Raw genomic sequence first — 26,589 nt, 5'->3', positions numbered from 1 at the left:
GTGGCGATCACCACCACATAGTCGGGATCCTTGCGCCATTCCCAGCGGTAGTCAAAGCTGCCCACCGGGCCGGCCCAGGCTTGCACTTCGCCGGGGCAGAGGCGGGGCTCGCTGCTGCTGGCCAGGCTGAAGGGGCCGATTTGGTCGTATTGGGTTAGGGTTACGGTGTCGCGGCTGCTGCCACAGGCAGTACTTACCTCTAGCACGTAGGTGCCGGGTTTATCTATCGGCAGGGTACGATTCGTTTGGCTGGTCAGTAGGTTTCCGTCTTGCCACCAGCGGTAGCTGAGGCCGGTACCTGCGGGGCCGGTCAGGCTGGGGTTGGTGGCGGTGGGGGGGTAGCTGGGGTCGTTGGCGTTCTGGTCTGTCCAGCGGCACCAGGGGCGGTCGGGGCCCAGGGCGGGCTTGGGGGACGCAGCAGGCGGGCCTACCACCACCGTATCGCGGCTGGTAAGGCCACAGTCATTTTCTACCTCTACGATGTAGGTGCCGGGGTTGAGCACTTCCAGCTCGTGGGTTTCGGCATCGGGCACCTCGCTCTCCGACCCTGCCGCCAGGGTGTACCAGCGGTAGGTGAGGTCGGCTATCTCATCGGTACGCAGGGTGTCGGGCGCGGTACCCGGGCAGACCAGGGCGAAGTCGGGGCCGATGTCGGGCTTGCGAATAAGCGGGGTGAACTGGCCGGGGAAGAAGTTGGGCAAGCCGTATTGGACCGATCCAAAGGTAGGGATCGTCTGTCCATCTGGCGTGGTGATATACTGTTCAACCGCAAACCCAGCTTCGCTAGCCAACTTGTCTGGAGTCGTAATCCGGTGCAAATAGTTATCAGCATCTGCACAATAAATATATCTGTCAGGCCCTACCTGAAGGTCGCCGAAATGAAAAAAAAGGGACTCCAAACAAAGAATACCTGATGTGGGTGGATTGAGCGATGCAAGGTCAAACTGTGTGATCCCGTCGACGCCAGTTGTGTAGAGAAACCGGGCGTTTGGCGAAAAGGAAAGGCCATAGAAGTCATAAATTGTTGTTAGCAAAACAGAATTGCTGATGGCTCCGGTTTCAGGATCGAAATCATAATACTCCGCCCTGCCGTTTGATCCGTCTGTCATAGTTTCTCCCGCAAACGTTTGCGCCAGTCTTTTGCCGTCTGGGGATGCCTTTACAAACCCTAGTTGCTCCGTGGGATAATTAACCACTTCTGTGTAGCCTATTGCCTGATCCGCCACCCGCTCGACTACACCCGTTGAATGAAGGCGAAATTTTACAAACACATTGGAGCCCCTCTTGTTGGACAATATCCAGTAATACCCGCCGCAGTAGTTGGGCACGGCGGTTATTTTTTCCTCGCACTGGTCGGCTATCACCGTGGGGCCGGATACGAGTGTGATGGCACCGCTCGGGGCTACGTCCAGCACGCTATGGCTCAGGTAGGCGGTAGGATCCTTCGTGCCTACCGTAAACAGGTGGAACTTCCTGGCATTGGCTGGGTCGGTAACCACCAGAGCGGACTGTGCACTGGTGTTGTTGCCCCCGAGCGGCGGAAAAGGCTGCAGCGCATGGGCGGCGCTCCATAGCTGTGTGCCGTCGGTGTAGAACAGCAGCTCGCCATTGCTGTCATAGCCGGCGGCACAGCCCTCGAGTGTACTCATTTGGCTGCCCGCTATGCTCACAGGGCCGCCGGGCCCAAACTGTATGCCTGCCCTATGGCCAAAGTACCAGGTCTTCTGTGCATGGACTCAAAGTACTGTACCCCAAAACAGGGTTAAGAGTGCATAGTGAAGCAGGGGTGCTTTCATGGTATGATATGAACGGAACTCTCGCAGGTTTGCCCTAAAAATAGGCGTAACTAGGTTCATACCTCCGCTTAAGCGACTGAACGGTACAAATGGGTGCCTGAATGGTAGGAAACAGCGCGTAGAGTGGGAGCGAGAGGAAACCCACCAGTCGGGTATAGCCTAAAGGCTGCCTACCTGCAGCTGTAGCTGCGCCTGTACGGCCTGTACGATGGCATCCGTATCGTAGCCGCATTCGGCCCACAGCTGGGGTTGGGTGCCGTGGTGTACGGGCCTGTCGGGTATGCCCAGGCGCACTACCGATATGCGGGCATAGGCATGGTCGGCCAGCCACTCCAGTACAGCGCTGCCAAATCCGCCCATCAGGCAGCCATCTTCCACGGTAATGATGTGGTCAAAGCGGGCTGCCACCTCGTGCATCAGTTCGTCGTCCAGCGGCTTCAGGTAGCGTAGGTCGTAGTGGGCGGGCTGTATGCCCTGCGCACCCAGGCGGCCTATGGCCGCTTGGGCAAAGTTTCCGGTGTGGCCCAGGGTGAGGATGGCCACCTGCTCTCCGTCTGTTACACGGCGGCCCTTGCCTATGGGCAGCAGTTCCAGGGGGGTGCGCCAGTCCGTCATCGCCCCCTGGCCGCGTGGATAGCGGATCACGAAAGGATGCGTCTGGCCGTCATGCTGGGCGGTGTACATCAGGTTTCGCAGCTCCTGCTCGTTCATGGGTGCGCTGATGATCAGGTTGGGTATAGCGCGCATGTAGGCCAGGTCGTAGGCACCGTGGTGGGTAGCCCCATCGGCCCCGGCCAGGCCGGCGCGATCCAGGCAGAAGATAACGGGCAGGTCCTGTAGGGCCACGTCGTGGATCACCTGATCGTAGGCACGCTGCATGAAGCTGCTGTAGATGGCGCAGAAGGGCTTCATCCCCTGGGTGGCCAGGCCGGCAGAGAAGGTAACGGCGTGCTGCTCGGCTATGCCCACGTCGTAAGTGCGGGTGGGAAACTGGCGCTGAAAAGGGATCATGCCGCTACCACTCAGCATAGCTGGGGTTATGCCCACTATGCGGGCATCCTGCTCGGCCAGCTCGATCAGCGTTAGGCCAAACACATCCTGGTATTTGGGGGGCTGTGCCACCGCCGGGGCCGATACGGGCACGGCGGTGCCGGTTATTTTGTCGAAGTTGAAACTGGGGGCGTGCCACTTGGTCTGGTCTGCCTCGGCCGGGGCAAAGCCTTTGCCCTTCACGGTTACGCAGTGCAGCAGCTTGGGGCCGCGTATCTGGTTCAGGTCCTTCAGCAGGCGCACCAGGTGGTTCACGTCGTGGCCATCCACGGGGCCAAAGTAGCGGAACCCCAGGGCCTCGAAGAGCATGCCCGGCTTGAAGGCGTGGGTTACCAGCATGTCCTCCAGCTTGGCCGCATAGCCGCGTGCCTTTATGCCCAGCTTCTCTGCCTTGCCCAGCCAGTTCCACAGCTCATCGCGCAGGCGGTTGTAGGTGCGGCTGGTGGTAATGTCGGTCAGGTATTCCTTGAGTGCACCCACGTTGGGGTCTATGCTCATGCAGTTATCGTTCAGGATCACCAGCAGGTCCGTATCGCTGCTGCCAGCGTGGTTCAGGGCCTCAAAGGCCATGCCGCCCGTCAGGGCCCCATCGCCTATGATGGCCACGGCCTGGTGGGGTAGGCCTTGCTGCCGGTAGGCCTCGGCCATGCCCAGTGCGGCCGATATGCTGGTGCTGCTGTGCCCTACGCCAAAGGCATCGTAGGGGCTTTCGCTCCGCTTGGGGAAACCCGATATGCCGCCATACAGGCGGTTGGTATGAAACTGGCTGCGCCGCCCGGTTATCAGCTTGTGCCCGTAGGCCTGGTGGCCTACATCCCACACCAGCTGATCCTGTGGGCTGTGGTACACGTAGTGCAGGGCAGTGGTAAGCTCCACCACACCCAGGCTGGCTGCAAAGTGCCCACCATAGATGCTTACATGCTCAATGATATAGGCACGCAGCTCGCGGCAGAAGTCGGGGAGCTGAGATTCATCCAGCTGCTGCAGCTGGTCGGGGGTGTCTACCAAGGCAAGCAAAGATCCGGGTACGATCGGGCGTTCCATTTGGACGTAGGGTGTGGAGTGAGGGCCAGCTACAAAGATAACGAGGGAACCAACACCGATTGGGATACATACATTCCCGTTGCGTGGCGATTGGGCTTTTTTAACACGATTATAAAAGCCCAATGTGCTGCTATGGCACTTCTTCGCGCCCCCAAGCGGAGGAAGTGTGCAGGGCACTTGACTTTGCAAGAGCACAAAAAAGCCCCGGGCATTTCCAGGGCTTTTATTTTGGGTGTCGGAGAGGCGGGACTTGAACCCACGACCACTCGCCCCCCAGACGAGTACTCTACCAACTGAGCTACTCCCCGATCATTTAAGAGGGTCAAATGTACAAAAATTCTGTTCTACTCGGGCAAGCTTTTGCGCATCTGTACCAGAAAATCTCTCAGGCGCTGCAGGGTCTGTAGGGTAGCTGCGGCATGGGCAGAAGGGGCTACAGTCGGTGTCTCCTCGGGCAGGCTTTCGGTTGCCAGGGGCTCCTGGCGCTTCAGCGCTGCACGCGCCCCCTCCAGGGTATACTTCTTTTCGCGCATCAGGTGGTAGATGGTGCGCAGCCGCTCCAGATCGTCTGCCGTGTACTGGCGGCGGCCAGCACGGTTTTTGCGCGGGGTCAGGTAGTCAAACTCTTTCTCCCAGAAACGGATGACACTCTGGTTTACCCCCAGCAGGTCTGCCGCCTCGGCTATGGAGTAGTAGCGCCTCCTTATCTCCTCGTCTTGGTTGGGGTCGGTGTGTGCCATTTGCCTATGGGGGTTGGCGCGGCACAGGTCTATCCCATCTACTGGCGGCCCGTGCGGGTTAAGCCTTCCTGACCCGCAAGGTACAACCAGACAGCACAGCTTGCCAACACGGAATTCTTATATTGCTTCGTCTCCCCCCCCACCCCCAGAAGTAGCAAGATGAAACACTATATGCCAGCCTACACACTTGCCTGTATCTCTAAGTCGATCTAAATCTAGCCGGGCGGATTCCCCTGCGAAAGTGCTGCCTACACGAAAAACAAACCTTAAACTATCTTACAAAAACCATGGAACAGCAACAAGTGCTACAGCAGAAGGCCAAACAGGGCGACGCGGAAGCGCAATACAAGCTGGGGTTCCTGTATGAGGATGGCGAGGCCATACCGCAAGACTACGAACAAGCCGCCTACTGGTACCAAAGAGCAGCGGAACAGGGAGATGGTATGTCGCAAAACAACCTGGGGGTGCTGTACGAATATGGCGAGGGTGTACCACAGGACTACGAAAAAGCTCGGTATTGGTACCAGAAGGCAGCCGAACAGGGAAATCCGGACGCGCAATACAACCTGGGACTATTCTACGAAAAAGGTCAGGGTGTGGCACAAGACCTCGTACAAGCTGCCTACTGGATGCAAAAGGCTGCCGAGCAGGGAGAAGCGGACGCACAATACAACCTGGGGGTACTGTACGAATACGGCCAGGGTGTGGCACAGGACTACGAGCAGGCTCGGTATTGGTACCAAAAAGCGGCCGAGCAGGGTGTTGTTAGCGTGCGAAACAAGCAAGATGATGGCCTAGATGAGGCAAAAAATGAAACCGACGAGTACCAAAGAGCCGCCGTACAGGGAGATGAGGAAGCACAGTACAACCTGGGACTAGCATACGAAATAGGCCGAGGTGTGGTACAAGACTACGCACAAGCAGCCCGCTGGTACCAAAAAGCGGCAGAACAGGGAGATGTTATGTCGCAAAAAAACCTGGGGGTGCTATTTTTCAGAGGCCATGGCGTACCACAGGATTATGAACAAGCCGCCTACTGGTACCACAAGGCGGCAGAGCAGGGGGATGCGGATGCACAGTTCGAACTAGGAGAGTTGTTTGAAAATGGCAATGGGGTACCGCAAGACTATACCCAGGCCGCCTATTGGTACCAAAGGGCGGCCGAACAGGGGGATATAGGCGCACAAACTAACCTGGGACTGCTATACCAGGAGGGCCTGGGCGTGCCTAAGGACCCGGAGAAGGCCCACTACTGGTTTCTAAGAGCGGCAGAACAGTCTGAATAGGTAGTTGACAAATACAGGCGGCACACCGACACTTGACACCCCCCGTATGTGGGCAGGTGGTACCTCGTTGCCGGCTCACGCCCTTGCCGTTTCGCTCCATTCCGCTAGTTTTGGCCAGCTACTTCCCCATGAGTGCGCTAGCTAGACGAGGATGAGCCTAAATCTTAACATGTAAAACCATGGAAGCGCTACAAACCCTACAGTACAAGGCCGAACAGGGGGATGCGGATGCACAATACGAGCTAGGTGCACTGTACGCCGAGGGCCGGGGCGTACCCCAAGACCATCCACAAGCCGTATACTGGTATCAAAAGGCGGCGGAGCAAGGTCTTGCAATCGCGCAATTCAACCTGGGTTTGCTATACGCGACGGGCCGGGGCGTGGAGGAAGACTACACGCAAGCGACCCATTGGTGGCAAAAAGCAGCCGAACAAGGGGATGCAAACGCGCAAAACAACCTGGGATGGGTGTACGAAAACGGCGAAGGCATACCCCAAGACTACGAAAAAGCTGCCTACTGGTATCAAAAGGCAGCCGAACAGGGATATGCTATGGCCCAATACAACCTGGGACTTCTGTACGGCAAAGGCCTGGGCGTACTGCAAAGCGACGCACAAGCCACCTACTGGCACCAGAGAGCAGCCGAGCAGGGGGATGTGGAGGCCCAATACAAACTGGGACGGGTGTACGAAAACGGCGAAGGCGTACCCCAAGACTACGAAAAAGCTGCCTACTGGTACCAAAAGGTTGCTGAACAAGGGCATGTTATGGCCCAATACAACCTGGGGCAACTGCACCGGGAGGGTTTAGGCGTACCAAGGGATCCGGAGAAGGCCCACTACTGGTTCCTAAAAGCGGCCGGGCTGGGCACACAGAGCAGCTAAGCGCAAGCCAATGACCATATAGTGGGCTATCGCTTCAGGTCTGCGGCCGCATGGGGGACACCAGCCCCGGTACGTAGCGCTGTATTCGTTTTTTCCCCTCCCTCTTTCATGGGCAAGGATGAAACCCCATTGCCCGCTCACGCCCTTGCCCGTTTCGCTCCCTTCCACTAGATTTAGCCTGCGGATTGCCCCCGGGAGAGTACCAACCACATAACAACTAACCTAAGACTCAGCTTTAAAAAACATGGAAGAGCCACAAGTACTACAGCAAAAGGCCGAACAGGGAGATCCGGCTGCAAAATACAGTTTGGGGGTACTGTACGAAAATGGCCAGGGTGTGCCCCAAGACTATAGCCAAGCCGCCTACTGGTACCATAAAGCGGCCGAGCAGGGACATGTAGATGCACAATACAACCTGGGTTTGCTGTACGTAAACGGCGATGGCGTGCCCCAGGACTATGCACAAGGTGCCTGCTGGTACCAAAAAGCAGCCGAACAGGGAGATGATAGGGCACAATACAACCTTGTGCACCTGTATGCGAGGATGCTAGAAGCAACAGAAAGCGACCTACAAGGCGCGAATTGGTTTCGAGAAGCTGCTGAACAGGCAGATCCAGACACGCAGTTCAAGCTGGGGCTCCTGTATGACGAGGGTGAGGAGGTACCCCAAGACTACGAAAAAGCCGCCTACTGGTACCTAAAGGCGGCAGAACAAGAGCATGTAGGTGCACAAACCAACCTGGGAGTCCTGTACCGCTTTGGCTTAGGCGTGCCGCAGGACTATGCACAGGCTGCCTACTGGTACTTGAAAGCCGCCGAGCAGGAGAGCCTACGCGCGCAAAATAACCTGGGTGTTCTGTGCGAAAAAGGCGAAGGTGTACCCCAGGATTATGAACAAGCCGCCTACTGGTACCGAAGAGCGGCTGAACAGGGAGATATCTACGCGCAAAACAACCTGGGTGAGCTGTACGAAAGCGGCCAGGGTGTACCCCAAGACTACGCACAAGCCGCCTACTGGTGGCAAAAAGCAGCCGAACAGGGGCATGAAGACGCACAAGACAAGCTTGTGCACCTGTATGCGAGGATGCTAGAAGCAACAGAAAGCGACCTACAAGGCGCCAATTGGTTTCGAGAAGCTGCTGAACAGGCAGATCCGGACACGCAATGCAAGCTGGGGCTCCTGTATGACGAGGGCGAAGAGGTGCCCCAAGACTACGAAAAGGCGGCCTACTGGTACCTAAAGGCGGCCGAACAAGGAGAGTCTACGGCACAGTACAACCTTGGTCTGCTCTATTATCATGGCCATGGGAAGCCCCAAGACTACACCCAAGCCGCCTACTGGTGGCAAAAAGCAGCCGAAAAAGACTACCCCGATGCACAAAACAACCTGGGCGCTCTGTATGATAAAGCCCGCGGCCTGCCGCAAGACTATACGAAAGCCCTGTACTGGTACCTAAAGGCGGCCGAACAGGAAGATTCTACCGCCCAAAGTAACCTAGGCGTACTGTACGAGAAGGGCCGCGGTGTGCCCCAGGACTACGAGAAAGCCGCCTACTGGTACCGCGAAGCAGCTGCCCAAGGCGAGGAAGAAGCACAAAACAACCTGGGGATCCTGTACGAAAACGGCCGCGGTGTGCCCCAGGACTACGAGAAAGCCGCCTACTGGTATCGAAGAGCGGCTGAACAGGAATATTCTACCGCCCAGTATAACCTGGCACTCCTGTACCGCAATGGCCAGGGTGTGCCGCAAGACTACACCCAGGCCGCCCACTGGTACCAAAAGGCCGCCGAGCAGGGCGATGCCAACGCGCAAAACAACTTGGGCATTCTGTACGAAAATGGCCAGGGCGTACCTAAAGACTATATCCAGGCCGTGTACTGGTACCAAAAGGCGGCTGAACAAGAACAGGTAAATGCACAATACAACCTGGGGATGATATACGAAAAAGGCCAGGAGGGTGTGCCGCAAGACACCACGCAAGCCGCCTACTGGTACCAAAAGGCGGCTGAACAGGGGGATGCGGATGCGCAATACAAACTGGGATGGGCGTACAAAAATGGCCAAGGCGTACCTAAAGACTATATCCAAGCCGTGTACTGGTACCAAAAGGCCGCCGAGCAGGGCGATGCCAACGCGCAAAACAACCTGGGCGTTCTATACGAAAATGGCCAAGGCGTACCGCAAGACTACACCCTGGCCGCCCACTGGTACCAAAAAGCCGCCGAACAAGAGCAGGCAAGTGCACAATACAACCTGGGGATGATGTACGAAAAAGGCCAGGAGGGTGTGCCGCAAGACTACAGCCAGGCCGCCCACTGGTACCAGAAGGCCGCCGAGCAGGGCGATTCGGATGCGCAATACGACCTGGGATTGCTGTATCAAGAAGGTAAGGTAGCGCCCCCGGAAACCCCACAGGCATTTCGGTGGGTAGCAAAGCTCCTAAAAATGCCCGGTAGCGAAGGCTACAAACAAGCCGCCTATTGGTGGAAAAAGGCAGCCGAGCAAAATCATGTGGTTGCACAATACAAGCTGGGACTACTATACAAGGAAGGAAGGGGCGTGCCAAAGGATGAGGAGAAGGCCCACTACTGGTTCCTAAAGGCGGCCGAACAGGGCAGCACAGAGTAGCTAGGTACATACACAAAAGACAGTGAAGCGGGCCATCGCTTCAGGTCATTGGCTGTGCACAGGTGGCACCCGGCATGGCTGGGGTAGCACTTCTTAATCTTCTCCTCAGCAGTAGGCGCTGGCACGCCGCTACCGCGTGGGTTATTTTGCTTTGGGTGCCGGGGTGGCTACCTACTCCATAGATTGGTTGGCCATCTGGCTTTTATCGCGCAGGGCCACAGCCTGCTGTGGCTGTAGGGTAGACACAATGTAGGGCATGGGGTCTACCACCTTGCCCTCCTTCCAGATGGTAAAGTGGAGGTGTGGGCCGCGCACCAGGCCCGACTTGCCACTCAGGGCTATCTGTTGCCCTGCCCGCACGTACTGGCCAGGGTGCACCTGGGCCTGCTGCAGGTGCCTATACTCTGTCTGGTAGCCATTTCCGTGGTCTATCATCAGGATGGTGCCCTGGCCGCTTTTGCCTGGGCCCACATAGCCTACCTGGCCGGCTGCGGCGGCATGCACGGCTGTACCCAGCTGGGCATTCAGGTCCAGGCCGTCGTGCAGCTGCTCGCTGCGGGTAATGGAGCTGACCCGCTGGCCAAAGCCACAAATCACCTCCAGCTGCTTCAGCGGCGGATAAAGGGGCAGGCTACCCAGCTCAGGGCGCTTCTTGCGCACCAGCTCCAGCAGTACGCGCTGCTGCACGGCAGTGCGGTCTGCCCGCTGCTGTAGGTGCTGCACCAGCAGGGCCAGGGCCTGTATGCGGATCTGCTCATGGCTGGCCAGGCGTGTGGCCGAAATGGCATCGGGCTGATCTTCCGTGGGCAGGTCCGTGTTAGTCAGGGTCTTGTGCAGCTTTGCCCGCTCTGCCTGCATGTGCTGTAGGTCGGCCATCATGGCATCCAGGCTTTTTCGCACGCTGTTTCGGTGCGCTATTAGCTCTCTGTTCTGCTTGCGCATCTGCTTCACCTCTGGCGAGGCATACCAGTAGGAAAAAAGCAGGCTAAAGCCTGTAGCCAGCGCAAGGGCCAGCACTACGTAGGCTCCATTGCGCCTGAGCCAGCTGCGGGGCGTGGGGCGCTGGCGTACGTAGGTGCAGGTCTCGGGGTCGTAGGTGTATAGCGCACGCATACCGCAAAAATACGGATTTTAGCGACGAGGCGGCGGAAACAGCTTCTGGCCTACGTGCTCCCAGCGGTCGTCTTGCCCCTCGGGCAGGCGGTGCACAGCCCGCACCGTAAGGAATAGAGCCACCCAGCACACCAGTGCAATGGGAACGGCCAACACATGCAGGCGGTGGCGGAGCATGGCCACGTAGAGCGTAGTTTGCAGCAGCAGCACCCCAGCCAGCAGCAGCACAGCCACAAGATCCTGGTCTGTCTGGCCAAAGAACGTGTAGTGCCGGGTAAATACCGCGCGCAGCAGGAGCAGGAAAAGCACCCACGACAAGCTGTAAAACACCAGGCCCGCCACCCGCAGCACCGCGTGCAGCACGCCTGCCATATCCTTTTGCATGGGGCAAAGGTAGCAGGCACAAGGGGAACAGAATAAATCTTGGCCGATAATTTCCACGCTACAGCAGCTCACTATCAGCAGCTTGCCCCATTTATGCACAGGGCGACCAATGGGGCAGCGTGCACAGTGCCGCGCCAGGCCCTAACTTTGTAGCCCTAATTGCAGTCGGCATGCTTATGTATCCTCCCACCCTTGCCCTTCGCGCGTTTGCAGTTGGTGTGTGTATGGTCGTGCTCATCGTTGCCGGCTGCACAGAACCCGGGCAGCCCGAGGCCGCCAGCGCGACCTACGCCCCCGAGGCCCAGCCCGCTGTACTGCTGCGCAGGCTGTGCCAGTACAAAAACCTGGACCTTAGCCCGGCCAAGATACACAGGCAGCAGGCCGATGGCGGCTTCCTGCGTGTAGAATACCCCGAAAACACGGACAGCTGGGCAGACATGATGAGCCTGGCAGATGCGGCAGGTACCCCCCTGGTGGTGTACCTGGCCACAGAGTGCGAACCCGCCTGCGGACAGCAGCTGTATGTATATGCGTATCGAAATCACCGTTTCGAGGACGCGAGCCAGCAGTACCTGCCCCCGGCACTAAAGAGCCGGGTGCTACAGGGCAAAGCCGACCTGAGCAAGGCACCCCTGAACGTAGGCTTTCGCCTACAGCCTGGGCAAGGACAGATAGCGCTGTACCTGTATGCGGAGGGGGATGAAAGGCTATACGAAACCATGGAAGTGCAGGGCCGCAGGGTAGGCAGCCTGGTGTTTACCGGCAAGGCCTACCAGCTGGCAGAGGAATAGCATTCCCGCTTTAGGCTTCCCCCATGGCCCCCAAGCCAAATGCCAGTGTACTGTGGGTGCTGATAATCGGCACGGGCGCAAGCGGGCGGGCCGTACCTTAGCGCAGGCAGCTCAGATATTGCTTCACCGTTTCGGCCACCCCCAGGTACAGGGCATCTACCGTAAGGGCATGGCCAATCGATACCTCCAGCAGACCCGGGATGTGCTGCCGGAAATAAGCGAGGTTCTCCAGGTTCAGGTCATGGCCCGCATTCAGGCCCAGGCCCAGCTGCTCGGCCACCTCGGCAGCCACCCGGTAGGGGGCAATGGCCTGCTCCGGCCCCCGGGCATAGTGGGCCGCATAGGGGCCTGTGTAGAGCTCCACCCGGTCGGCCCCCGTCTGCTGTGCCGCCCGCACGGCCTCTCCCGCTGCCTCTATAAACAGGCTGGTGCGAATACCAGCCTGGTGCAGCTGGCCGATGATACGGCGGAGGATAGCCTCCTCGGCCCGGGCATCCCAGCCGGCATTGCTGGTCAGGGCACCGGGTGGGTCGGGCACCAGGGTTACCTGTGCGGGCTGTACATCCAGCACCAGCTCCATAAACTCGGGGCTGGGGTAGCCCTCCACATTCAGCTCTACACCCAGGCTGGCCTTTAGCGCGTGCACATCTGCATAGCGCACGTGCCGCCCGTCTGGCCGGGGGTGTACCGTAATGCCACGGGCACCCAGCTGCACGCAGCGCAGCGCCCAGGCCAGCAGGTTCGGGTAGTCGGCACCGCGGCTATTGCGCAGCAGGGCCACCTTGTTCACATTCACGCTGAGTACAGTAGACATCGTATTCGGATGATTTAGCCAGAATTCAAGCCCAAGTTAGCAGTAAAGGTCTATTTTTGGTTCATGCGTATCCTTACCGCCTTTCTATCGCTGCTGGCACCTGCGGGCCTCATCTACGTGCTCAGCATCCCACTGCCAGGCATCCCGCCCCTGGGTCCCTTTATCTCGCCCTGGCATGGCTTCTGGCAGAATGCCGAGACGGAGACCCCCGTGGTGGGCCAGGGCGAGCTGCGCCTGCCTGGCATACAGGACGAGGTGGAGCTGGTGTACGACAGCCGGCTGGTGCCCCACATCTTTGCGCACAACGAGGCCGACCTGTACTATGCCCAGGGCTACGTAACGGCCAGCCTGCGGCTGTGGCAGATGGAAACCCAAACCCGCTATGCCGCCGGGCGGCTAAGCGAGGTGTTTGGCGACCGTACCCTGGAGGTAGACCGCCGCTTCCGCCGCATGGGGCTGGAGTGGGCTGCGCGGCGCAGCCTGGAGGTGATGATGGCCGATGCCACCACCCGGCAGGTGCTAGAGGCCTACTGCCAGGGTGTGAATGACTATATACGGCAGCTGCACCCCAGCCAATACCCCCTGATGTACAAACTGCTGAACTACGCCCCACGCAGCTGGGAACCCCTGCACGTGGCCCTGCTGCTCAAGTACATGAGCTGGAACCTGACGGGTAGTAGCTATGACGAGCAGCTGACACAGGCCGCCGCCCAGTATGGCACAGCGGTACTGGGAGAGCTGTATCCAGACTTTCCGGAGTTGATCAGCCCCATCGTACCCAACGAGATACTGGATGTACAGCGGGCCCCAGGCCCAGGGGTGCCCCATGCGCTGCCTGTGCAGGCAGCCGGCACGCCCAACCCCCTGGCGCGCATACAGCCCAACCCCCACAATGGCAGCAACAACTGGGCGCTGGCTGGCAGCCGCACCCAGAGCGGATACCCCCTGCTGGCCAACGACCCCCACCTGCACCTGGGCCTGCCCTCCCTATGGTTCGAGGTGCAGCTGCATGCCCCGGGCATAAACGTGTACGGGGCCACCCTGGCAGGTGCCCCCGGGGTGCTGGTGGGCTTCAATGAGCAGGCCAGCTGGGGCATAACCACCACTGGCTCCGACGTGCTGGACTGGTACCGCATTACCCAGAGCCCCGACGGGCACAAGTACAAGTATGGCGAGGCGTGGCGCCCACTCACGCTGCGCACAGACACGGTGCGTAGCAAGAGTGGCAAGCAGCTAATAGAGCGTACCTGGCACAGCCACCACGGCCCCATTGTATGGAAAGAACAGGGCCAGGCAAACATGCCGGCAGGCTATGCCATGCGCTGGGCCGGGCACGACGCTGGCAACGAGCTACTGACCTTCTACCTGCTAAACCGCACACATAGCTACCCCGGTTACCTAAAAGCACTGGCATCCTACTACTGCCCGGCCCAGAATTTCGTGTTTGCTGATACCAGTGGCACCATCGCCATCTGGAGCTATGGGCGGCTGCCCCTGAAGGCGAAGGGCCAGGGCAAGCAGCTGCTGGATGGCAGCGACCCTGCACAGGACTGGCAGGGCTGGGTGCCCGCTGCCGATAACCCACATATTGTGAACCCAAAGCGTGGCTACGTAGCCAGTGCAAACCAAAACCCCGTGGGCGATGCCTACCCCTACTACCTGGGCTGGAGCTTTGCCAGCTGGGAGCGGGCCAGCCGGATAGAGGGCCGCCTGGCTGCCATGCAGCGGGCCACACCCGAAGACTTCCGGAGGCTGCAGCTGGATAACACCAATGTGCTGGCCGAGAAAATCCTGCCCCGGCTGCTCGTGGTGCTGCAGCAAGGCCTGGACCCCAAAAAGCTGCAACAGCCCGACCTGGCCCACGCATATGCCCAGCTGAAAGCCTGGAACTACCGGCATGAACCCGGAAGCCTGGGAGCCACGTACTTTCAGCACTGGTGGCTGGCGCTGGATACGGCCATCTGGCAAGACCAGCTGCCGGGGCCTACCTATCGCTACCCACCACGGGCCGTTACTGCCCAGCTGATCGCGCAGCAAGACACAGGAAAATGGTACGACGACCTACGCACACCAAAGGTTCGGGAAGGACTGGAGGAACTGGCCGTAAAGGCCTTCGAGCTGAGCGTGCGCCAACTAGCCCAGCGTTTCCCGAAGCGCGAAGAGCGGGCCTGGCACCGATACCAGGCGGTTCATATTGACCACATGAGCTACATCGAGCCCTTTGGCCTGAAAAACCTGCCCGTGGGGGGCATGCGCCAGGCCATAAATGCCCAGGATACCGACCACGGCCCCAGCTGGCGCATGGTGGTATCGGTGGGGCCGCAGGTACAGGGCCAGGGGGTGTACCCGGGTGGGCAGAGCGAAAACCCGGGCAGTGCCTATTACCAGAACTTTGTGGATACCTGGGCTGCCGGTAGGCTGTACCCACTACACCTGCTAAGCAGCCCGGCACGGCTAGCACAAAAGGATGAGCTGGCACGGGTGCGCCTCAGCCGGATCCGATAGGTTTTGCACTACCTTTGGGGTATGCGTATGCACCCGCCCCTCTACTGTCTGTGCCTATTGCTGGCCCTGGGCTGTAGCAGCCCTACCCCTTATCCACGGCCCAAAGGCTACCCACGCATGGCCCTGCCTGCCCACAGCTACCGCACCCTGGATACCAGCTGGGCACCCTATACCCTACAGCTACCCACCTATGGCCGGCTGCAGGTGCGCAAGGCCGACAGTGCCTACTTCAACGTGTACTTCCCGCAGATGGAAAGCACCTGGCACATCACCACCCGCTGGTTTCGGGCCGAGCATACCGACCCCTTCCGGGCCTACGAGGACTACCGAAACCTGGTGTACAAGCATGCACAAAAGGGCAGCATACGCGAGCAGCCCATCTCCACACCAGCAGGCGTAGGCACCCTCTTTCTCCTTTCGGGCAATGTGCCCAGCCCAGCCTATCTCTTTTTTAGCGACACCACCCACTACGCCCTGGAGTGCAGCTTCTATTTCAATACGGCCGAGAAGAACGACAGCCTCGCCCCCGTTATCCGGCACCTGCAGCAAGACCTGATCCACCTGGCACAGAGCGTAAGATTTAAAGCTGGTGAACGCTAAGAAGTTCTATCTTGTCGCATGGATGTACGTTTAAGGTTTTTTGGTGGGGCACGTACCGTTACCGGCAGCAAGTATCTGCTGGAGGTGGATGGCCTGAAGGTGCTGGTAGACTGCGGCATGTTTCAGGGCCTGAAGGAGCTGCGCCAGCGCAACTGGGAAGACCTGCCCCTGCCGGCCAGCCAGCTGGACGCGGTAATCATTACCCACGCACACATTGACCACATTGGCTACCTGCCCAGGCTGGTAGCCAATGGCTATGGCGGGCCTATCTACATGACGGTGCCTACCCGAGACCTGGCCGAACTGCTGCTGCGCGATAGTGCCAAGCTGCAAGAGGAAGAGGCGGAATATGCCAACAAAAAGGGCTATTCCAAGCACCAGCCAGCAAAGCCCCTGTACGACACCAAGGACGTGGAGCGGGTACTGCCCATGATACGCCAGGTGGCAATGGAACAGGAGATGCACATAACCCAGGCCATACGCTTTCGCTACCGGCTGGCCGGGCACATACTGGGTGCCGCTATACTGGAGCTATGGGTGCAAGGCGATACCCAAAGCAAGAAAATCACCTTCAGCGGAGACCTGGGGCGCTACGACCAGCCCATTATGCCCGACCCAGCCAGCATTACCGAAACAGACATCCTGCTGGTAGAAAGCACCTATGGAAACCGTACCAATCCGTACCAGCATGTACTGCTGGATATGGCCCGTGTCATAAACGAGACGTTCGAGGCCGGGGGGGTGGTGCTCATCCCCAGCTTTGCCGTAGGCCGAACGCAAGAGCTGCTGTACCACCTGCATACCCTGATCCAGAAAGAAGCCATACCCCGGGTGCCGGTATATGTGGATAGCCCCATGGCCATTAGCGCCACCAGGCTGTACCTGCACCACAGCAGCTACCATAAGCTGGGCGCCAGCGTGCTGGAGCAGGGGCCAGACTGTGTGTTTGACAACGACTGGATACACTACGCCAGTACACAGGAGCAGAGTGTAGCCATAAACCAGGTAAAGACCAACGCCATCATCATCAGCGCCAGCGGAATGGCCACGGGTGGCCGCATCCTGCACCACCTGTACAACCGGCTGGGCAACCCGGAGGACACCCTGCTTTTTGCAGGCTATCAGGCCGAAGGCAGCCGGGGACGATACCTGCTGGAGGGGGAGGAGTCGGTACGTATATTTGGCATACCGGTTCACGTTAAATGCCGGATTGCCAAGCTGAATGGCCTGAGCGCCCATGCCGACCAGACCGAGCTGCGGACCTGGATCAGTGGCTTCAGGCAGTCGCCCAAGCGCACCTACATTGTGCACGGTGAGTACGAGGGTGCCCGGGTGCTGAAGGAGATACTGGAAGACGAGTTTGGCTGGAACAACGTAAGCGTTCCCGACTACCTGGATAGCGAGCTGCTGTTCTCAGGAATTTAGGTTGCCTCAGGTCCCTTATCCGCTTGAATCCGTCCGCACATATTCGCTTCAGGCCACAGCTCCGCCCGGCCTGCCTGCCGGTGCTGGCAGCTTCCTTTCTTGTGGCATTCTTTCTGTACTACAGTCTGGGTGCCGAGCGCTACATCTTCAACCTGACCATAGGTTCCGATAGCCCCACACACTACGCCATGGCCCGTGCCAGCGAGGCCGATTTCCTGGACGGTCAGTTCCGCAGCTACAACCTTAGCCGGGCTTTTCTGCCGCGAATGGCACACTATACCGAGCCCGTATTTGCACAGCTGGGCCTGGTGCCCGCAGGGGGGGATACAGAGCCCATGATTCTGACCTTTATCTACCTGAATACCCTGGCCCTGGCCCTGCTGTGCTGGCTGCTGCTCCGGCTGGCCGCCCACTACCAGCTGCCTACCTACAAGCAGCTCTGGCTGCTTATTCTCTTTGGCCTCAACTTCTCGCTGCTGAAGATGTATGCCTTCAACCCCCTGGTTACCGACCTATGGGCCGCCCTGTTGTCTACTGCCTTTCTGTATGCATACTTGCTGCGCTGGCATCTGGCCTGGCAGGTTGTTCTCTTTGTCGGGCTCTCCTTCTCACACCCACTAGCCTACCTGGTGCTGGCCCCCTGCCTGCTGTTCCCAGCGTACAGCCCGCTTCGGGCCGATGAGAACCAATCCATTCGGCGCTGGGCCGCGCTGGCCTACAGCAGCCTGCGGGCAGGCTTCCTGTTCGTACTGGTGCTCTTTTGGGGCTACTACTTTTACGCCATTCTGCACCCACCCAAGCACCTGCCATTCTCGCATTTGTTTATCCAATTACCAGATCTTTACCTGCTCGTACCTTCTACCCTCCTATATCTCCTCTACCTGCGGTATGTGGACAGGACCTTTCGGCCTGCACTATTGTCAGCCATTTCCCGCTATCCCTTTGGTCGGGGCGTGCTGTACCGGGCTTTGCTACTGGCCGCGCTACTTGGGTTTCGCTATGCCCTGCTACATTACATAGCCAGGCCCGAGCCTGGCGTGATTGCGTCCAGGGGCGGCGACCTCTGGTTTCTGGTTTCCTTCTTCTACTACCTGCCGTTCATCAAACCGGGCATCTCGCTGGTAGCGCATTTTGCCTATTTCGGTTTCTTTGCATCGGGCATCGTGCTGTACCGAGGGGTGCTTTTCCGGCAGCTGGCCGAGCATGGACTGGCCCTGCCGCTAATGGGGCTGTGCTTCTGCCTGTTCCTGCTGGACAGTGAGTCTCGGCACCTGAGCTTTTACTATCCGGCGCTGGTGCTGCTGCTTGTAAGGGGAATTACAATCCGGCCAAACCGGATTTGGGCATTCACGCTCGCACTCTTTTTATTCAATCTACTGGTGTCGGGCATGCTGTTTCAGCTACAAGACTGGCCTAAGTACTCGGAACAGGGCCTGTGGTACGCCCACCTGTGGGCCAACTATGAGGGGCCCTATATGCACGCCTGGTTCTACTATGTAGGCGCCTCGGCTGTGCTAATCAGCCTGCTGGCTCTTGCTTATCTGAAAAAGAATTGGTCTCCCTCCCAGCAGCGACCCGACCTTAATCCCTAATGCGCCTTTCACTAGCAGCTCACCTTGGCAGGTGGTATACCCGTTTCATGCCTTGGATAGCCGTCGGCCTGCTGGTTCTGACATCTTGGTTACTCAGTCATACTTCAGAGCACTATATCTTCGACCAATACCTGGGGGCAGATGGGCACATCCACTACGAGATGGCGCGTGCCGATGAGGCCTATTTTCAGGGCCATCACTTTGTTCCCCACTCCATGAGCCGGATGCTGCTGCCCCGGCTAGCCCACTATACAGCGGAGCTATTCCGACACCTGGGGTGGACGCAAGGCCAGGGCGAGCTGGATACCTACTTGGGGGTGTTCGGCCTGCTAAATGCGCTGGGGCTGGCCTTTATCCTGTGGGTATTTGTGCGACTGGCCACGCATTATCAGCTGGGCAACTACCGCACGCTGTGCGGCCTGGTCTTGCTTGCCGTCAACTATTCCTTTCTCCGGATTCATGCCTTCAATCCCTTTTTAACCGACCTGTGGGCGGGGGCCATGGTTTCGCTGGCTGTATATGCCGCTGTAAAGCAATGGCCCCGCTCGCTGCAGTATGGGCTATTTTTTCTGGTCTGCCTTTCGCATCCGCTGGCGTTTCTTGTTGTGGTTCCTTTTTTGCTCTTTCCTGCACGCACCCCCCTGCGCAGCCAGGAAGACCCGCGCCTAAGGCACCTGCTTACATGGCTATACCGGCTAGGGCTCGGGGGATTTTTGCTGCTGCTGGGTCTGTACTGGGCTTACTACCTGTATGCCTGGTGGCATCCGGACAAGACGCCCCCCCTCTGGGGATTGCCGCTGGATCTTTACCTGCTCCCGCTCTCGCTGGCACTTTACCTGCTCTACATCCGCTATCTGCACCGCAGGCTGGTGCCTGCAGTGCTGTCTCAGCTGGCCCACTACCCTTTTTCACGCGGCACAGCTCTATCCCTGCTGATTATCCTACTGCTGGTGGTCCTACGCTATGTGCTGATATACAGCCTGGCCCAGCCCACGGGCATAGACCTGGTAGCCAGCAAGGGGGGATACACCTGGTTTTTGTTGGGCCTGTTTTACCATACGCCCATGCAGTTTCCGGCCATCACCCTGGTGGCAGATCTGCTGTACTTCGGCTTGTTTATCCTACTGGTGCTGCTCCACCGGGGGCCACTTATCCGGGCGCTAACCCGTCAGGGGCTTGCGTTCAGTTTGTTTGCGCTGATGTTTGCCCTATTTATGGTAGACAGTGAGTCTCGGCACATTACCTACTCCTACCCCATTGCCGTGCTATTTCTGGCAATGGTGCTACCCATTCGCAGGGGGCGTGCATGGGCCTTCGGCTTGCTCCTGCTCGGCCTGAATGCGCTGTTAGCTGGCATATGGCTGCCCGTGGGTGGGTGGCCAGCAGACCCGATTTCTTTTTGGCAAAACTTTGAGGGACCCTGGATGAATCCCGACTTTTATTACTACTCCGCCGTCTTGACAGTCCTGGTGTTCGTGCTCCTGTGGTGGCAGAACAGAAAGTAGCGGATCGGCCCCATGGCCTACATCCCCCACCCGATAACACAGTACACGTATCCGCCAGAAAGGCCTGTTTCTGTTCACGGGGCGGGTAGCGCACGGCCCATCAGTTTGCCTGTTGGCATCGGGTATGCGACATTTGCAGGCGGGATGCAAGCACCCAAAATGTGAAGCATATGAAGAAAATAGAACATATTGGCATAGCCGTGGCCGACATGGCAGCGGCCAGCGCGGTATACACCGCACTCTTTGGGCCCCCTTATCGAGCAGAGGCAGTGGAGAGCGAGCAGGCAAACACGGTCTTCTACCAGGCGGGGCCGAACAAGATAGAGCTACTGGAAGCCACCGGGCCCGATAGTGCCATTGCCCGGCACATAGCCAAGCGGGGCGAGGGGCTGCACCACATCGCCTTTCAGGTAGCGGACATAGAGGCGGAGATGGCACGCCTGCGGGCTGCCGGCTTCCGGCTGCTAAACGAGACACCCAAGGACGGGGCGGAAAACATGCGCATCTGCTTTGTGCATCCCGGCAGTGCACATGGGGTGCTAATAGAGCTGTGCCAGCCAAAAGGGTAGGTGTGCTCTCCCCCTACCGGCATACAAGCGGAGAGCTGGATGTACACGAGCTTCGACAAGTGAACCTTATTCCGGTTTCTTTTGTAACTTTCTTGCCTGAAGATTGTAGCCCCCCATGAAGCTCTTTTTCCTCGTCCTTATGTCCACCGCCCTGCTAATATCTGCGGCCAATGGTCAGCGTCTGAAAGTTGGTGATACCGTACCGGTAAGAGTTTTTTCGGATGTACGCGGCCAACCCTTGGATCTATCGGCCTACACAGGCCAGCGGGTACTGCTCACCTTCTTTCGCTATGTGGGTTGCCCGGTGTGCAATGTGCGGGCGCATGAGCTGATGGAACAGCACAAGAAGCTAGAGGCAGCAGGCATACGGGTGATCGCCATCTACCAGTCTAGCCCCGAGCTGCTGCTAAGCTTTGAAGACACCGAGGGGATACCCTTCTCGGTAGTGGCTGACCCGGACGGGGTGCTGTACAAGCAGTTTGCCGTGCGGAAGTCTTTCTTTGGGCTTGTAGGCAGCATGCTGAAAAAGGACGTGCGTGCCAAGGCCAAGCAAGGCGAGTCGCTGTACGCCGCAGGTGCACCCCCCAAGCGGGATGGTGCCCTAACGCGCCTGCCCGCAGACTTTCTGGTATCGCCAGATGGGAAAGTACTGAGGGCACACTATGGCAAGCATATAGCCGACCACATACCACTCCAGGAGCTGCTGAAGCCCTAAGCGGGGTCCCTGGTTTAGCCCGTCGTCCAAGTACTTGGTGGGGGCACACCTCCGGGCAGCCAAGCCGCGGCAGGTGGTGTAGGGCGGTGTGGTAGACTATTCTACGATCGTAATCTTCATCATGTTGGTTTTCAGCCCGGCCCCCAGTGGCATACTACCGGTATTCAGGATAATCTGCCCTTCCTGCACAAATCCGCGTGCCTTCAGGATAGCATTTGTGTCTCGGATAGACTCATTGGTACCCTCAAAGCCGTCGTAAAAGAAGGCACGCACCCCCCACACCAGGCTCAGCTGGTTGAGCAGGTGCCGGTTGTCAGTAAAAATGAAGATATTGGCCTTGGGCCGGTGGCGTGCTAGCATGAGGCCTGTGTAGCCACTGCGTGTCATGCCCACTATGGCCTGGGCTTTTATCTGCTCGCTGAGGAGCACGGCAGAGCGACATATGCTATCGGGCAGGAAGTCATTGCTATCTGTGGGGATCTTCTGAACCCGGTGGTAGAGTTCGTCATGCAGCTCTACCATACTGATGATTCGCTGCATCACCCGCACCACCTCTACCGGATATTTACCTACGCTGGTCTCGCCACTTAGCATTACGGCATCGGCTCCGTCCAGCACGGCGTTGGCTACATCGGTGGTCTCGGCCCGTGTGGGGCGGGGGTTGTCCATCATGCTTTCCAGCATCTGGGTGGCCACAATCACAGGTTTGCCCTGCTCATTGCACTTCCGTACAATGGTCTTCTGCCACAGGGGCACCTCCTCCATGTATATCTCCACACCCAGGTCGCCACGTGCCACCATTACGGCATCGGTCGCGGCTATGATGGCATCTATATTCTCCAGGGCCTCGGGCTTCTCTATCTTAGCCACAATGCGGCTTTTGCAGCCCTTTCGTTGCAGTATCTCGCGCAGCTCGGTTATGTCGCTGGCCTTTCGCACAAAGCTTAGTGCTACCCACTCCAGCTGGTTGTGCACGGCTAGCTCCAGGTCCTCCAGGTCCTTGTCGCTCAGGCTGGGCAGGCTCACATGGCTGAAGGGCAGGTTCACCCCTTTCCGGCTGCCTATCTCTCCGGGTATTAGGGCCTTCAGGGTTACGGTGTCCACGCCGTTGTTTGCCACCACTTCCGTCTGTAGCTTGCCATCGTCTATCAGCAGCAGGTCGCCCGGCTTCACGTCCTGAATCAGCGTTTCATACTCCATGGGCAGCACATTGCCTACCTGCTTCTGCACGGCAGTACTCAGCTTCACTTCGTCTCCCACCTGCACGGGGTGGGGCTTGTCCAGCTTGCCCACCCGTATCTTTGGCCCCTGCAGGTCGAGCAGAATGCCGATATTCAGGTCGTACACCACATTTATGCGCCGCACTTGGTCAATAAAATACTGGTGTGTGGCATGATCTCCATGGCTTGCATTCAGCCGGCAGATATCCAGCCCACTCTGTATGAGGTCCAACAGCGTGTCCGGATTGTGGGTAGCAGGCCCCATGGTAGCTACAATCTTGGTTTTATTCCATACAGGCGAAATCATATACAGCTAGAAAATGGCGTGGAAGGGAAACAATGGACAGATGCTCAAGTATACAGTATTTCTGGCCAGAAAGCCTGCAAATGTTTTCAGTTCATACCAGTTTGTACGCCACCGTACCCAAAAGCTTATTTATTTGTGTCTATGAATACGCTTCGGGCTATGCGATACTCAAGCCTTCTGCTACTGGTGGTGTGTGTGCCAGGCTGTAGCACGCCCGCCCGCCTGGCGGGCACCACCGTACGCACCGGGGCCCAGCTGCTGCTGGCGCACCCGGAGGAACTGAAAGGGAAACGGCTGGCCCTGGTGGCCAACCACACCAGCCTGGTGGAGGGCACCCATTTGGTAGACACCCTGCTTGTCATGGGCCACACGATCCAGCGGGTCTTTGCACCCGAACACGGCTTCCGGGGTGGCGAGGAGGCCGGGGCGCAGGTGCAGGATGCAAGGGACCGAAAGACCCATCTGCCCATCGTGAGCCTGTACGGCAAGAAGCTAAGGCCCACCCGGCAGCAGCTGCAGGATGTAGATCTGGTTGTATTTGATATACAGGACGTGGGTTGCCGGTTTTACACCTACCTGAGCACCCTGGTGTATGTAATGGATGCCTGTGCGGAGTATGGTGTGCCCCTACTGGTGCTAGACAGGCCCAACCCCAACGGGCACTGGGTGGGTGGCCCAGGGATGGAAGCGGCCCACACGAGCTTTGTAGGGGTGCACCCGGGTGTGCCCATGGTGCATGGCATGACGCTGGCCGAGTATGCCCGCCTGGTGAATGGGGAGGGCTGGCTGCCCCATGGCCGCTGCATCCTGTCGGTGGTGGCATGCGATGGCTACACCCACCGCATGCGGTGGCAGCAAACAGGCCTGCCCTGGGTGCCGCCTAGCCCCAACCTGCCCACCCCCACGGCGGCTGAGCTGTACCCCATACTCTGCTGGTACGAAGGCACGGTGGTAAGCGTAGGGCGCGGAACAGATCGCCCTTTTCAGCAGATAGGCATGCCCGGGCACCGGGCACTGCTGAAGCGCGCCATGGAAGACAGCCTGAATGGAACCCGCAATGCCATGCAGTTTATGGGCCTGCAGGCCTACGCCACCTACTTTACACCCGTCAGCCAGCCGGGGCGGGCAGCACACCCCCCCTATGAGGGCCAGCGTTGCTACGGCCTGCGTATCGACACCGTATCCGTATCCGGCGACAGCCTGATGCAGGCAGGCCTGAAAATGCTTGTAAACTTCTACCAGGAGTACGAGGCCTGGCGAAAGCAACAAGGTCTTGCTACGCCTTTCTTTACGCCCTTTTTCGAGAACCTGGTGGGCAGCAGCAGCCTCCGCCGCGCCCTCATCCAGGGCGATACGCCCGAGGCAATAGGCCTGAGCTGGCAGAAAGAGCTTCGCCGGTTCGAAAACCTGCGAAGGAGGTACCTGCTGTATGCAGCCTGAGATCTGCCGCCTGCCCCAGCCGCCCCGAGAAGCTTGGACCATAAGGTTGACAGTGGCCTCCCTGCCATGAAAGCACGAAATGCCTCCCCGGGTAGGGGAGGCATTTCGTGCTTGGTGCTGACGGGAACAAGAGGAATATACCCGAAGCCAGAAGCTTATGGATGGGAACGCTAGCGCAGGATCAGGATGGTGCCACGTTGCTCAAACTTGCGTCCCTCCAGGTCCTCTGCATCCATTACCCATACGTAGGTGCCTTCCGGAACAAAGTCACCTGAGTTATCTATGCGGCCATTCCAGGTAAAGTCGCGCTTATTGCCATTATTGAACACCTCATTGCCCCAACGATCGTATATCAAGAAGCGTACGCTACGCACACCGGATAGGCCTACAAACTGGAACTCGTCATTCAGTCCGTCTCCATTGGGCGAGAAGGCTGTGGGGATGGGCACCTGTATGCGGTAGTCTACCGTTACCTGCTGCTCGGTGCTACTGGCGCAGCCGGCTGCCGATATCATTTCCAGGCGTACTGGGTAGGTGCCCGGCTCGCTGTAGGAGATGCGGGGCGGGGTGGCACCCACATACCGATTGGGCCTACCCCCCACAAAAGTCCACACAAATACCGACCCACCTGCGTTGGGCGTCTCATTCCGGAAGGTGAGCTCCGTGGCGTCGGGTATCAGCAGAGACCGGGGGCTAAAGCTGAAGACTGGGCGAGAGGGATCCTTGGTGATCGTAACCTGATCCTCGTCCGTACAGCCTGCCGGGCTGGTTACTGTGTAGCGAAACACATAAGTGCCACCCACCGTCATGCCCGTGGCCACATTGCCGCTGAAGGTTACGCTCGCGCCATTCGGCTGGTTTGCTACCGACCACTGGCCATCTCCTGCCGTAGCTGTGGGCGTTAGCGTGAAGGAGGTCTCGCAAATGTTGCTGGCACCGTCTCCGGCGTCGGCAGTAGGGTTGGCCGCACGGGTAATCACAATGGCATCGGATGCCGTGGTGCCGCAGGCGGCAGAGGTAACGGTATAGCGCAGGGTGTAAGTACCGGCCCCACTCAGTCCGCTCACCGTATTTCCGGTGATCACCGGGGTAATGGGGGGTGTGGTGGTGGTAGAAACAAAAGACCAGGCACCAGTTCCCCCCGTGGCTGTGGGCGACAGGGTAATGAAGTCTGTGCCGCACAGCAGAGCTGTGGCAGGGCCTGCATCTGCCGTGGGCGGCGCCACGGTAGTTACCTGTATTTCATCTCGCGCCTCGGGGCAGCCATTCTGGCCGGGCAGCACATATTCGAAGACGTAAACCGCAGGAGCCACCAGGTTGTCGGCCCGGGTAATGGTCGGGCTAGCAGTGGCCACGAAGGTTACCCCCGCAGGGCCACTCTTCCGCCTCCAGGTGCCCAGGGTAGAGCTGGAACCCAGGTCCAGGTTAACCGTTGAGCTGCATACGTTGCTGATATCGGGACCGAGTACCACCACCGGAGAGTTTACGCGGGTGATCACCACATTGTCCGACACAATGGGGCAAGACGAAATCGAAGGGGTTACCGTCCAGCGGAAGGTATAGGGGCTAGCGGTGGAGGTTAGGCCGGTAACCGTGGTAGTAGGGCTGTTTGGCGAAGTGATGGAGACCGAACTAGGGCCGCTCACCAGGGTCCAGGCACCCGTTCCATTAGGGGCCGGGTTGTTTGCTGTCAGGGTTACGGTGGTGGTACCGCACACGCTGGGCTGATCGGCCCCTGCGTTGGCGGTAACAGGCGGGTTAACCGAAAGGGTTATCTGGTCTGAGCTGGCGGGGCAACCACCGCTAGCAGGTAGGGTGTATGCCAGTACATAGGTACCCGCTACGGTCATACCACTCGCCAAATTTGTTGTGGCACTTACAACCGTGCTGGCACCCACAGGTTGGCTTACTATGCTCCAGGTACCCCCGGCCGGGCTGGGCGTGAGCTGATAGGAAGTGGCACCGCAAATCGGGTCGGCTGGGAAAGGCCCCGCGTCCACCACAGGCGCGGCACCGCGCGTGATCGTTACATTGCTAGCAGCGGCCGGGCAGGTGCCACTGGTGGGCGTTACCGTCCAGCGGAAGGTGTACGTACCCGTGCCCGTTAGACCACTCACGTTGGTGCTGGCCGTGCCCGGGCTGGCTATGGTGGCCGCAGTGGGCGTACTGCCCACCTGGCT

General features: G+C 58.8%; 20 protein-coding genes and 1 tRNA gene. 12 read left to right on the top strand and 9 right to left on the bottom strand.

The annotated features are described in order from the left end of the window. The 4 genes from LW884_08745 to LW884_08730 form a co-directional block, all read right to left on the bottom strand. Positions 1-1,649 (bottom strand): hypothetical protein (locus tag LW884_08745; GenBank protein MCE3008414.1); only part of this gene is annotated, 1,649 nt, incomplete at its 3' end. Positions 1,650-1,955: 306 nt separating this feature from the next. Next, entirely contained in the window at positions 1,956-3,890 is a 1,935-nt protein-coding gene (gene dxs / locus LW884_08740) for a 1-deoxy-D-xylulose-5-phosphate synthase (protein MCE3008413.1), read from the bottom strand. A 235-nt stretch (positions 3,891-4,125) separates the two neighbouring features. After that, positions 4,126-4,198 (bottom strand) — tRNA-Pro (locus LW884_08735). A 36-nt stretch (positions 4,199-4,234) separates the two neighbouring features. Beyond that, the gene (locus tag LW884_08730; protein MCE3008412.1) at positions 4,235-4,630 is read right to left on the bottom strand and encodes a MerR family transcriptional regulator; all 396 of its coding nucleotides are present in this window, start codon (positions 4,628-4,630) and stop codon (positions 4,235-4,237) included. Between the two features lie 287 nt (positions 4,631-4,917). Here LW884_08730 and LW884_08725 point away from each other — a divergent pair, with 287 nt between their 5' ends. The 3 genes from LW884_08725 (at position 4,918) to LW884_08715 (ending at position 9,429) form a co-directional block, all read left to right on the top strand. Next, positions 4,918-5,916 (top strand): SEL1-like repeat protein, encoded by a 999-nt coding sequence (locus LW884_08725; GenBank protein ID MCE3008411.1) that lies wholly within the window; start codon positions 4,918-4,920, stop codon positions 5,914-5,916. A gap of 179 nt (positions 5,917-6,095) precedes the next feature. Next, positions 6,096-6,800, top strand: a complete 705-nt coding sequence (locus LW884_08720; protein ID MCE3008410.1) for a sel1 repeat family protein — start codon at positions 6,096-6,098, stop codon at positions 6,798-6,800. Positions 6,801-7,044: 244 nt separating this feature from the next. Continuing rightward, on the top strand, positions 7,045-9,429 hold the full coding sequence (locus LW884_08715; protein ID MCE3008409.1) for a sel1 repeat family protein: 2,385 nt from the start codon (positions 7,045-7,047) through the stop codon (positions 9,427-9,429). Between the two features lie 171 nt (positions 9,430-9,600). On the opposite strand, the gene LW884_08710 is transcribed toward LW884_08715, so the two are convergent. Continuing rightward, entirely contained in the window at positions 9,601-10,542 is a 942-nt protein-coding gene (locus tag LW884_08710) for a M23 family metallopeptidase (protein MCE3008408.1), read from the bottom strand. Positions 10,543-10,560: 18 nt separating this feature from the next. Next, a complete protein-coding gene (locus LW884_08705) occupies positions 10,561-10,926 on the bottom strand; it encodes a hypothetical protein (GenBank protein MCE3008407.1) in 366 nt (121 codons plus the stop codon). A gap of 224 nt (positions 10,927-11,150) precedes the next feature. Between LW884_08705 and LW884_08700 the strand changes: the two genes are divergently transcribed. After that, positions 11,151-11,717 (top strand): hypothetical protein, encoded by a 567-nt coding sequence (locus LW884_08700; protein ID MCE3008406.1) that lies wholly within the window; start codon positions 11,151-11,153, stop codon positions 11,715-11,717. 97 nt (positions 11,718-11,814) lie between these two features. On the opposite strand, the gene LW884_08695 is transcribed toward LW884_08700, so the two are convergent. After that, the gene (locus LW884_08695; GenBank protein MCE3008405.1) at positions 11,815-12,531 is read right to left on the bottom strand and encodes a pyridoxine 5'-phosphate synthase; all 717 of its coding nucleotides are present in this window, start codon (positions 12,529-12,531) and stop codon (positions 11,815-11,817) included. Between the two features lie 63 nt (positions 12,532-12,594). Here LW884_08695 and LW884_08690 point away from each other — a divergent pair, with 63 nt between their 5' ends. The 7 genes from LW884_08690 (at position 12,595) to LW884_08660 (ending at position 21,442) form a co-directional block, all read left to right on the top strand. Beyond that, the gene (locus LW884_08690; GenBank protein ID MCE3008404.1) at positions 12,595-15,036 is read left to right on the top strand and encodes a penicillin acylase family protein; all 2,442 of its coding nucleotides are present in this window, start codon (positions 12,595-12,597) and stop codon (positions 15,034-15,036) included. Positions 15,037-15,057: 21 nt separating this feature from the next. Beyond that, on the top strand, positions 15,058-15,636 hold the full coding sequence (locus LW884_08685) for a gliding motility lipoprotein GldD (GenBank protein ID MCE3008403.1): 579 nt from the start codon (positions 15,058-15,060) through the stop codon (positions 15,634-15,636). 18 nt (positions 15,637-15,654) lie between these two features. Beyond that, a complete protein-coding gene (locus LW884_08680; protein MCE3008402.1) occupies positions 15,655-17,061 on the top strand; it encodes an MBL fold metallo-hydrolase in 1,407 nt (468 codons plus the stop codon). 23 nt (positions 17,062-17,084) lie between these two features. Beyond that, positions 17,085-18,653 carry a hypothetical protein gene (locus tag LW884_08675; protein ID MCE3008401.1) on the top strand — a complete coding sequence of 523 codons (1,569 nt, stop codon included), beginning with the start codon at positions 17,085-17,087 and terminating at the stop codon, positions 18,651-18,653. 47 nt (positions 18,654-18,700) lie between these two features. Then, positions 18,701-20,158, top strand: coding sequence for a hypothetical protein (locus LW884_08670; protein MCE3008400.1), 1,458 nt, complete (start codon positions 18,701-18,703; stop codon positions 20,156-20,158). Positions 20,159-20,328: 170 nt separating this feature from the next. Beyond that, entirely contained in the window at positions 20,329-20,727 is a 399-nt protein-coding gene (mce, locus tag LW884_08665) for a methylmalonyl-CoA epimerase (GenBank protein ID MCE3008399.1), read from the top strand. Positions 20,728-20,842: 115 nt separating this feature from the next. Continuing rightward, positions 20,843-21,442: an AhpC/TSA family protein gene (locus LW884_08660; protein MCE3008398.1), complete on the top strand. Its 600-nt coding sequence runs from the start codon at positions 20,843-20,845 to the stop codon at positions 21,440-21,442. Positions 21,443-21,538: 96 nt separating this feature from the next. Here LW884_08660 and pyk read toward each other — a convergent pair whose 3' ends face one another. Further along, positions 21,539-22,969, bottom strand: coding sequence for a pyruvate kinase (pyk, locus tag LW884_08655; GenBank protein ID MCE3008397.1), 1,431 nt, complete (start codon positions 22,967-22,969; stop codon positions 21,539-21,541). 159 nt (positions 22,970-23,128) lie between these two features. On the opposite strand from pyk, the gene LW884_08650 reads away from it, so the two are divergent. Continuing rightward, positions 23,129-24,409 carry a DUF1343 domain-containing protein gene (locus LW884_08650; protein ID MCE3008396.1) on the top strand — a complete coding sequence of 427 codons (1,281 nt, stop codon included), beginning with the start codon at positions 23,129-23,131 and terminating at the stop codon, positions 24,407-24,409. 170 nt (positions 24,410-24,579) lie between these two features. On the opposite strand, the gene LW884_08645 is transcribed toward LW884_08650, so the two are convergent. After that, positions 24,580-26,589: gliding motility-associated C-terminal domain-containing protein (locus LW884_08645; protein ID MCE3008395.1), on the bottom strand; the 2,010-nt coding region annotated here is incomplete at its 5' end.

It is taken from the genome of Bacteroidota bacterium (assembly GCA_021300195.1).
Classification (GTDB): Bacteria; Bacteroidota; Bacteroidia; order J057; family JAJTIE01; genus JAJTIE01.
Note: the sequence above shows the minus strand (reverse complement) of the source record. Positions and strands in the feature narration are given on the sequence as shown.

What these genes read in the sequence shown, in the direction of transcription:
- pyk (MCE3008397.1), bottom strand. Translation starts at nt 22,969, where the DNA reads ATGATTTCGCCTGTATGGAATAAAACCAAGATTGTAGCTACCATGGGG.
- LW884_08650 (MCE3008396.1), top strand. Translation starts at nt 23,129, where the DNA reads ATGCGATACTCAAGCCTTCTGCTACTGGTGGTGTGTGTGCCAGGCTGT.
- LW884_08660 (MCE3008398.1), top strand. Translation starts at nt 20,843, where the DNA reads ATGAAGCTCTTTTTCCTCGTCCTTATGTCCACCGCCCTGCTAATATCT.
- LW884_08705 (MCE3008407.1), bottom strand. Translation starts at nt 10,926, where the DNA reads ATGCAAAAGGATATGGCAGGCGTGCTGCACGCGGTGCTGCGGGTGGCG.
- LW884_08685 (MCE3008403.1), top strand. Translation starts at nt 15,058, where the DNA reads ATGCGTATGCACCCGCCCCTCTACTGTCTGTGCCTATTGCTGGCCCTG.
- LW884_08725 (MCE3008411.1), top strand. Translation starts at nt 4,918, where the DNA reads ATGGAACAGCAACAAGTGCTACAGCAGAAGGCCAAACAGGGCGACGCG.
- LW884_08710 (MCE3008408.1), bottom strand. Translation starts at nt 10,542, where the DNA reads ATGCGTGCGCTATACACCTACGACCCCGAGACCTGCACCTACGTACGC.
- LW884_08715 (MCE3008409.1), top strand. Translation starts at nt 7,045, where the DNA reads ATGGAAGAGCCACAAGTACTACAGCAAAAGGCCGAACAGGGAGATCCG.
- LW884_08695 (MCE3008405.1), bottom strand. Translation starts at nt 12,531, where the DNA reads ATGTCTACTGTACTCAGCGTGAATGTGAACAAGGTGGCCCTGCTGCGC.
- LW884_08700 (MCE3008406.1), top strand. Translation starts at nt 11,151, where the DNA reads ATGGTCGTGCTCATCGTTGCCGGCTGCACAGAACCCGGGCAGCCCGAG.
- LW884_08730 (MCE3008412.1), bottom strand. Translation starts at nt 4,630, where the DNA reads ATGGCACACACCGACCCCAACCAAGACGAGGAGATAAGGAGGCGCTAC.
- LW884_08720 (MCE3008410.1), top strand. Translation starts at nt 6,096, where the DNA reads ATGGAAGCGCTACAAACCCTACAGTACAAGGCCGAACAGGGGGATGCG.
- LW884_08670 (MCE3008400.1), top strand. Translation starts at nt 18,701, where the DNA reads ATGCCTTGGATAGCCGTCGGCCTGCTGGTTCTGACATCTTGGTTACTC.
- dxs (MCE3008413.1), bottom strand. Translation starts at nt 3,890, where the DNA reads ATGGAACGCCCGATCGTACCCGGATCTTTGCTTGCCTTGGTAGACACC.
- LW884_08680 (MCE3008402.1), top strand. Translation starts at nt 15,655, where the DNA reads ATGGATGTACGTTTAAGGTTTTTTGGTGGGGCACGTACCGTTACCGGC.
- mce (MCE3008399.1), top strand. Translation starts at nt 20,329, where the DNA reads ATGAAGAAAATAGAACATATTGGCATAGCCGTGGCCGACATGGCAGCG.
- LW884_08690 (MCE3008404.1), top strand. Translation starts at nt 12,595, where the DNA reads ATGCGTATCCTTACCGCCTTTCTATCGCTGCTGGCACCTGCGGGCCTC.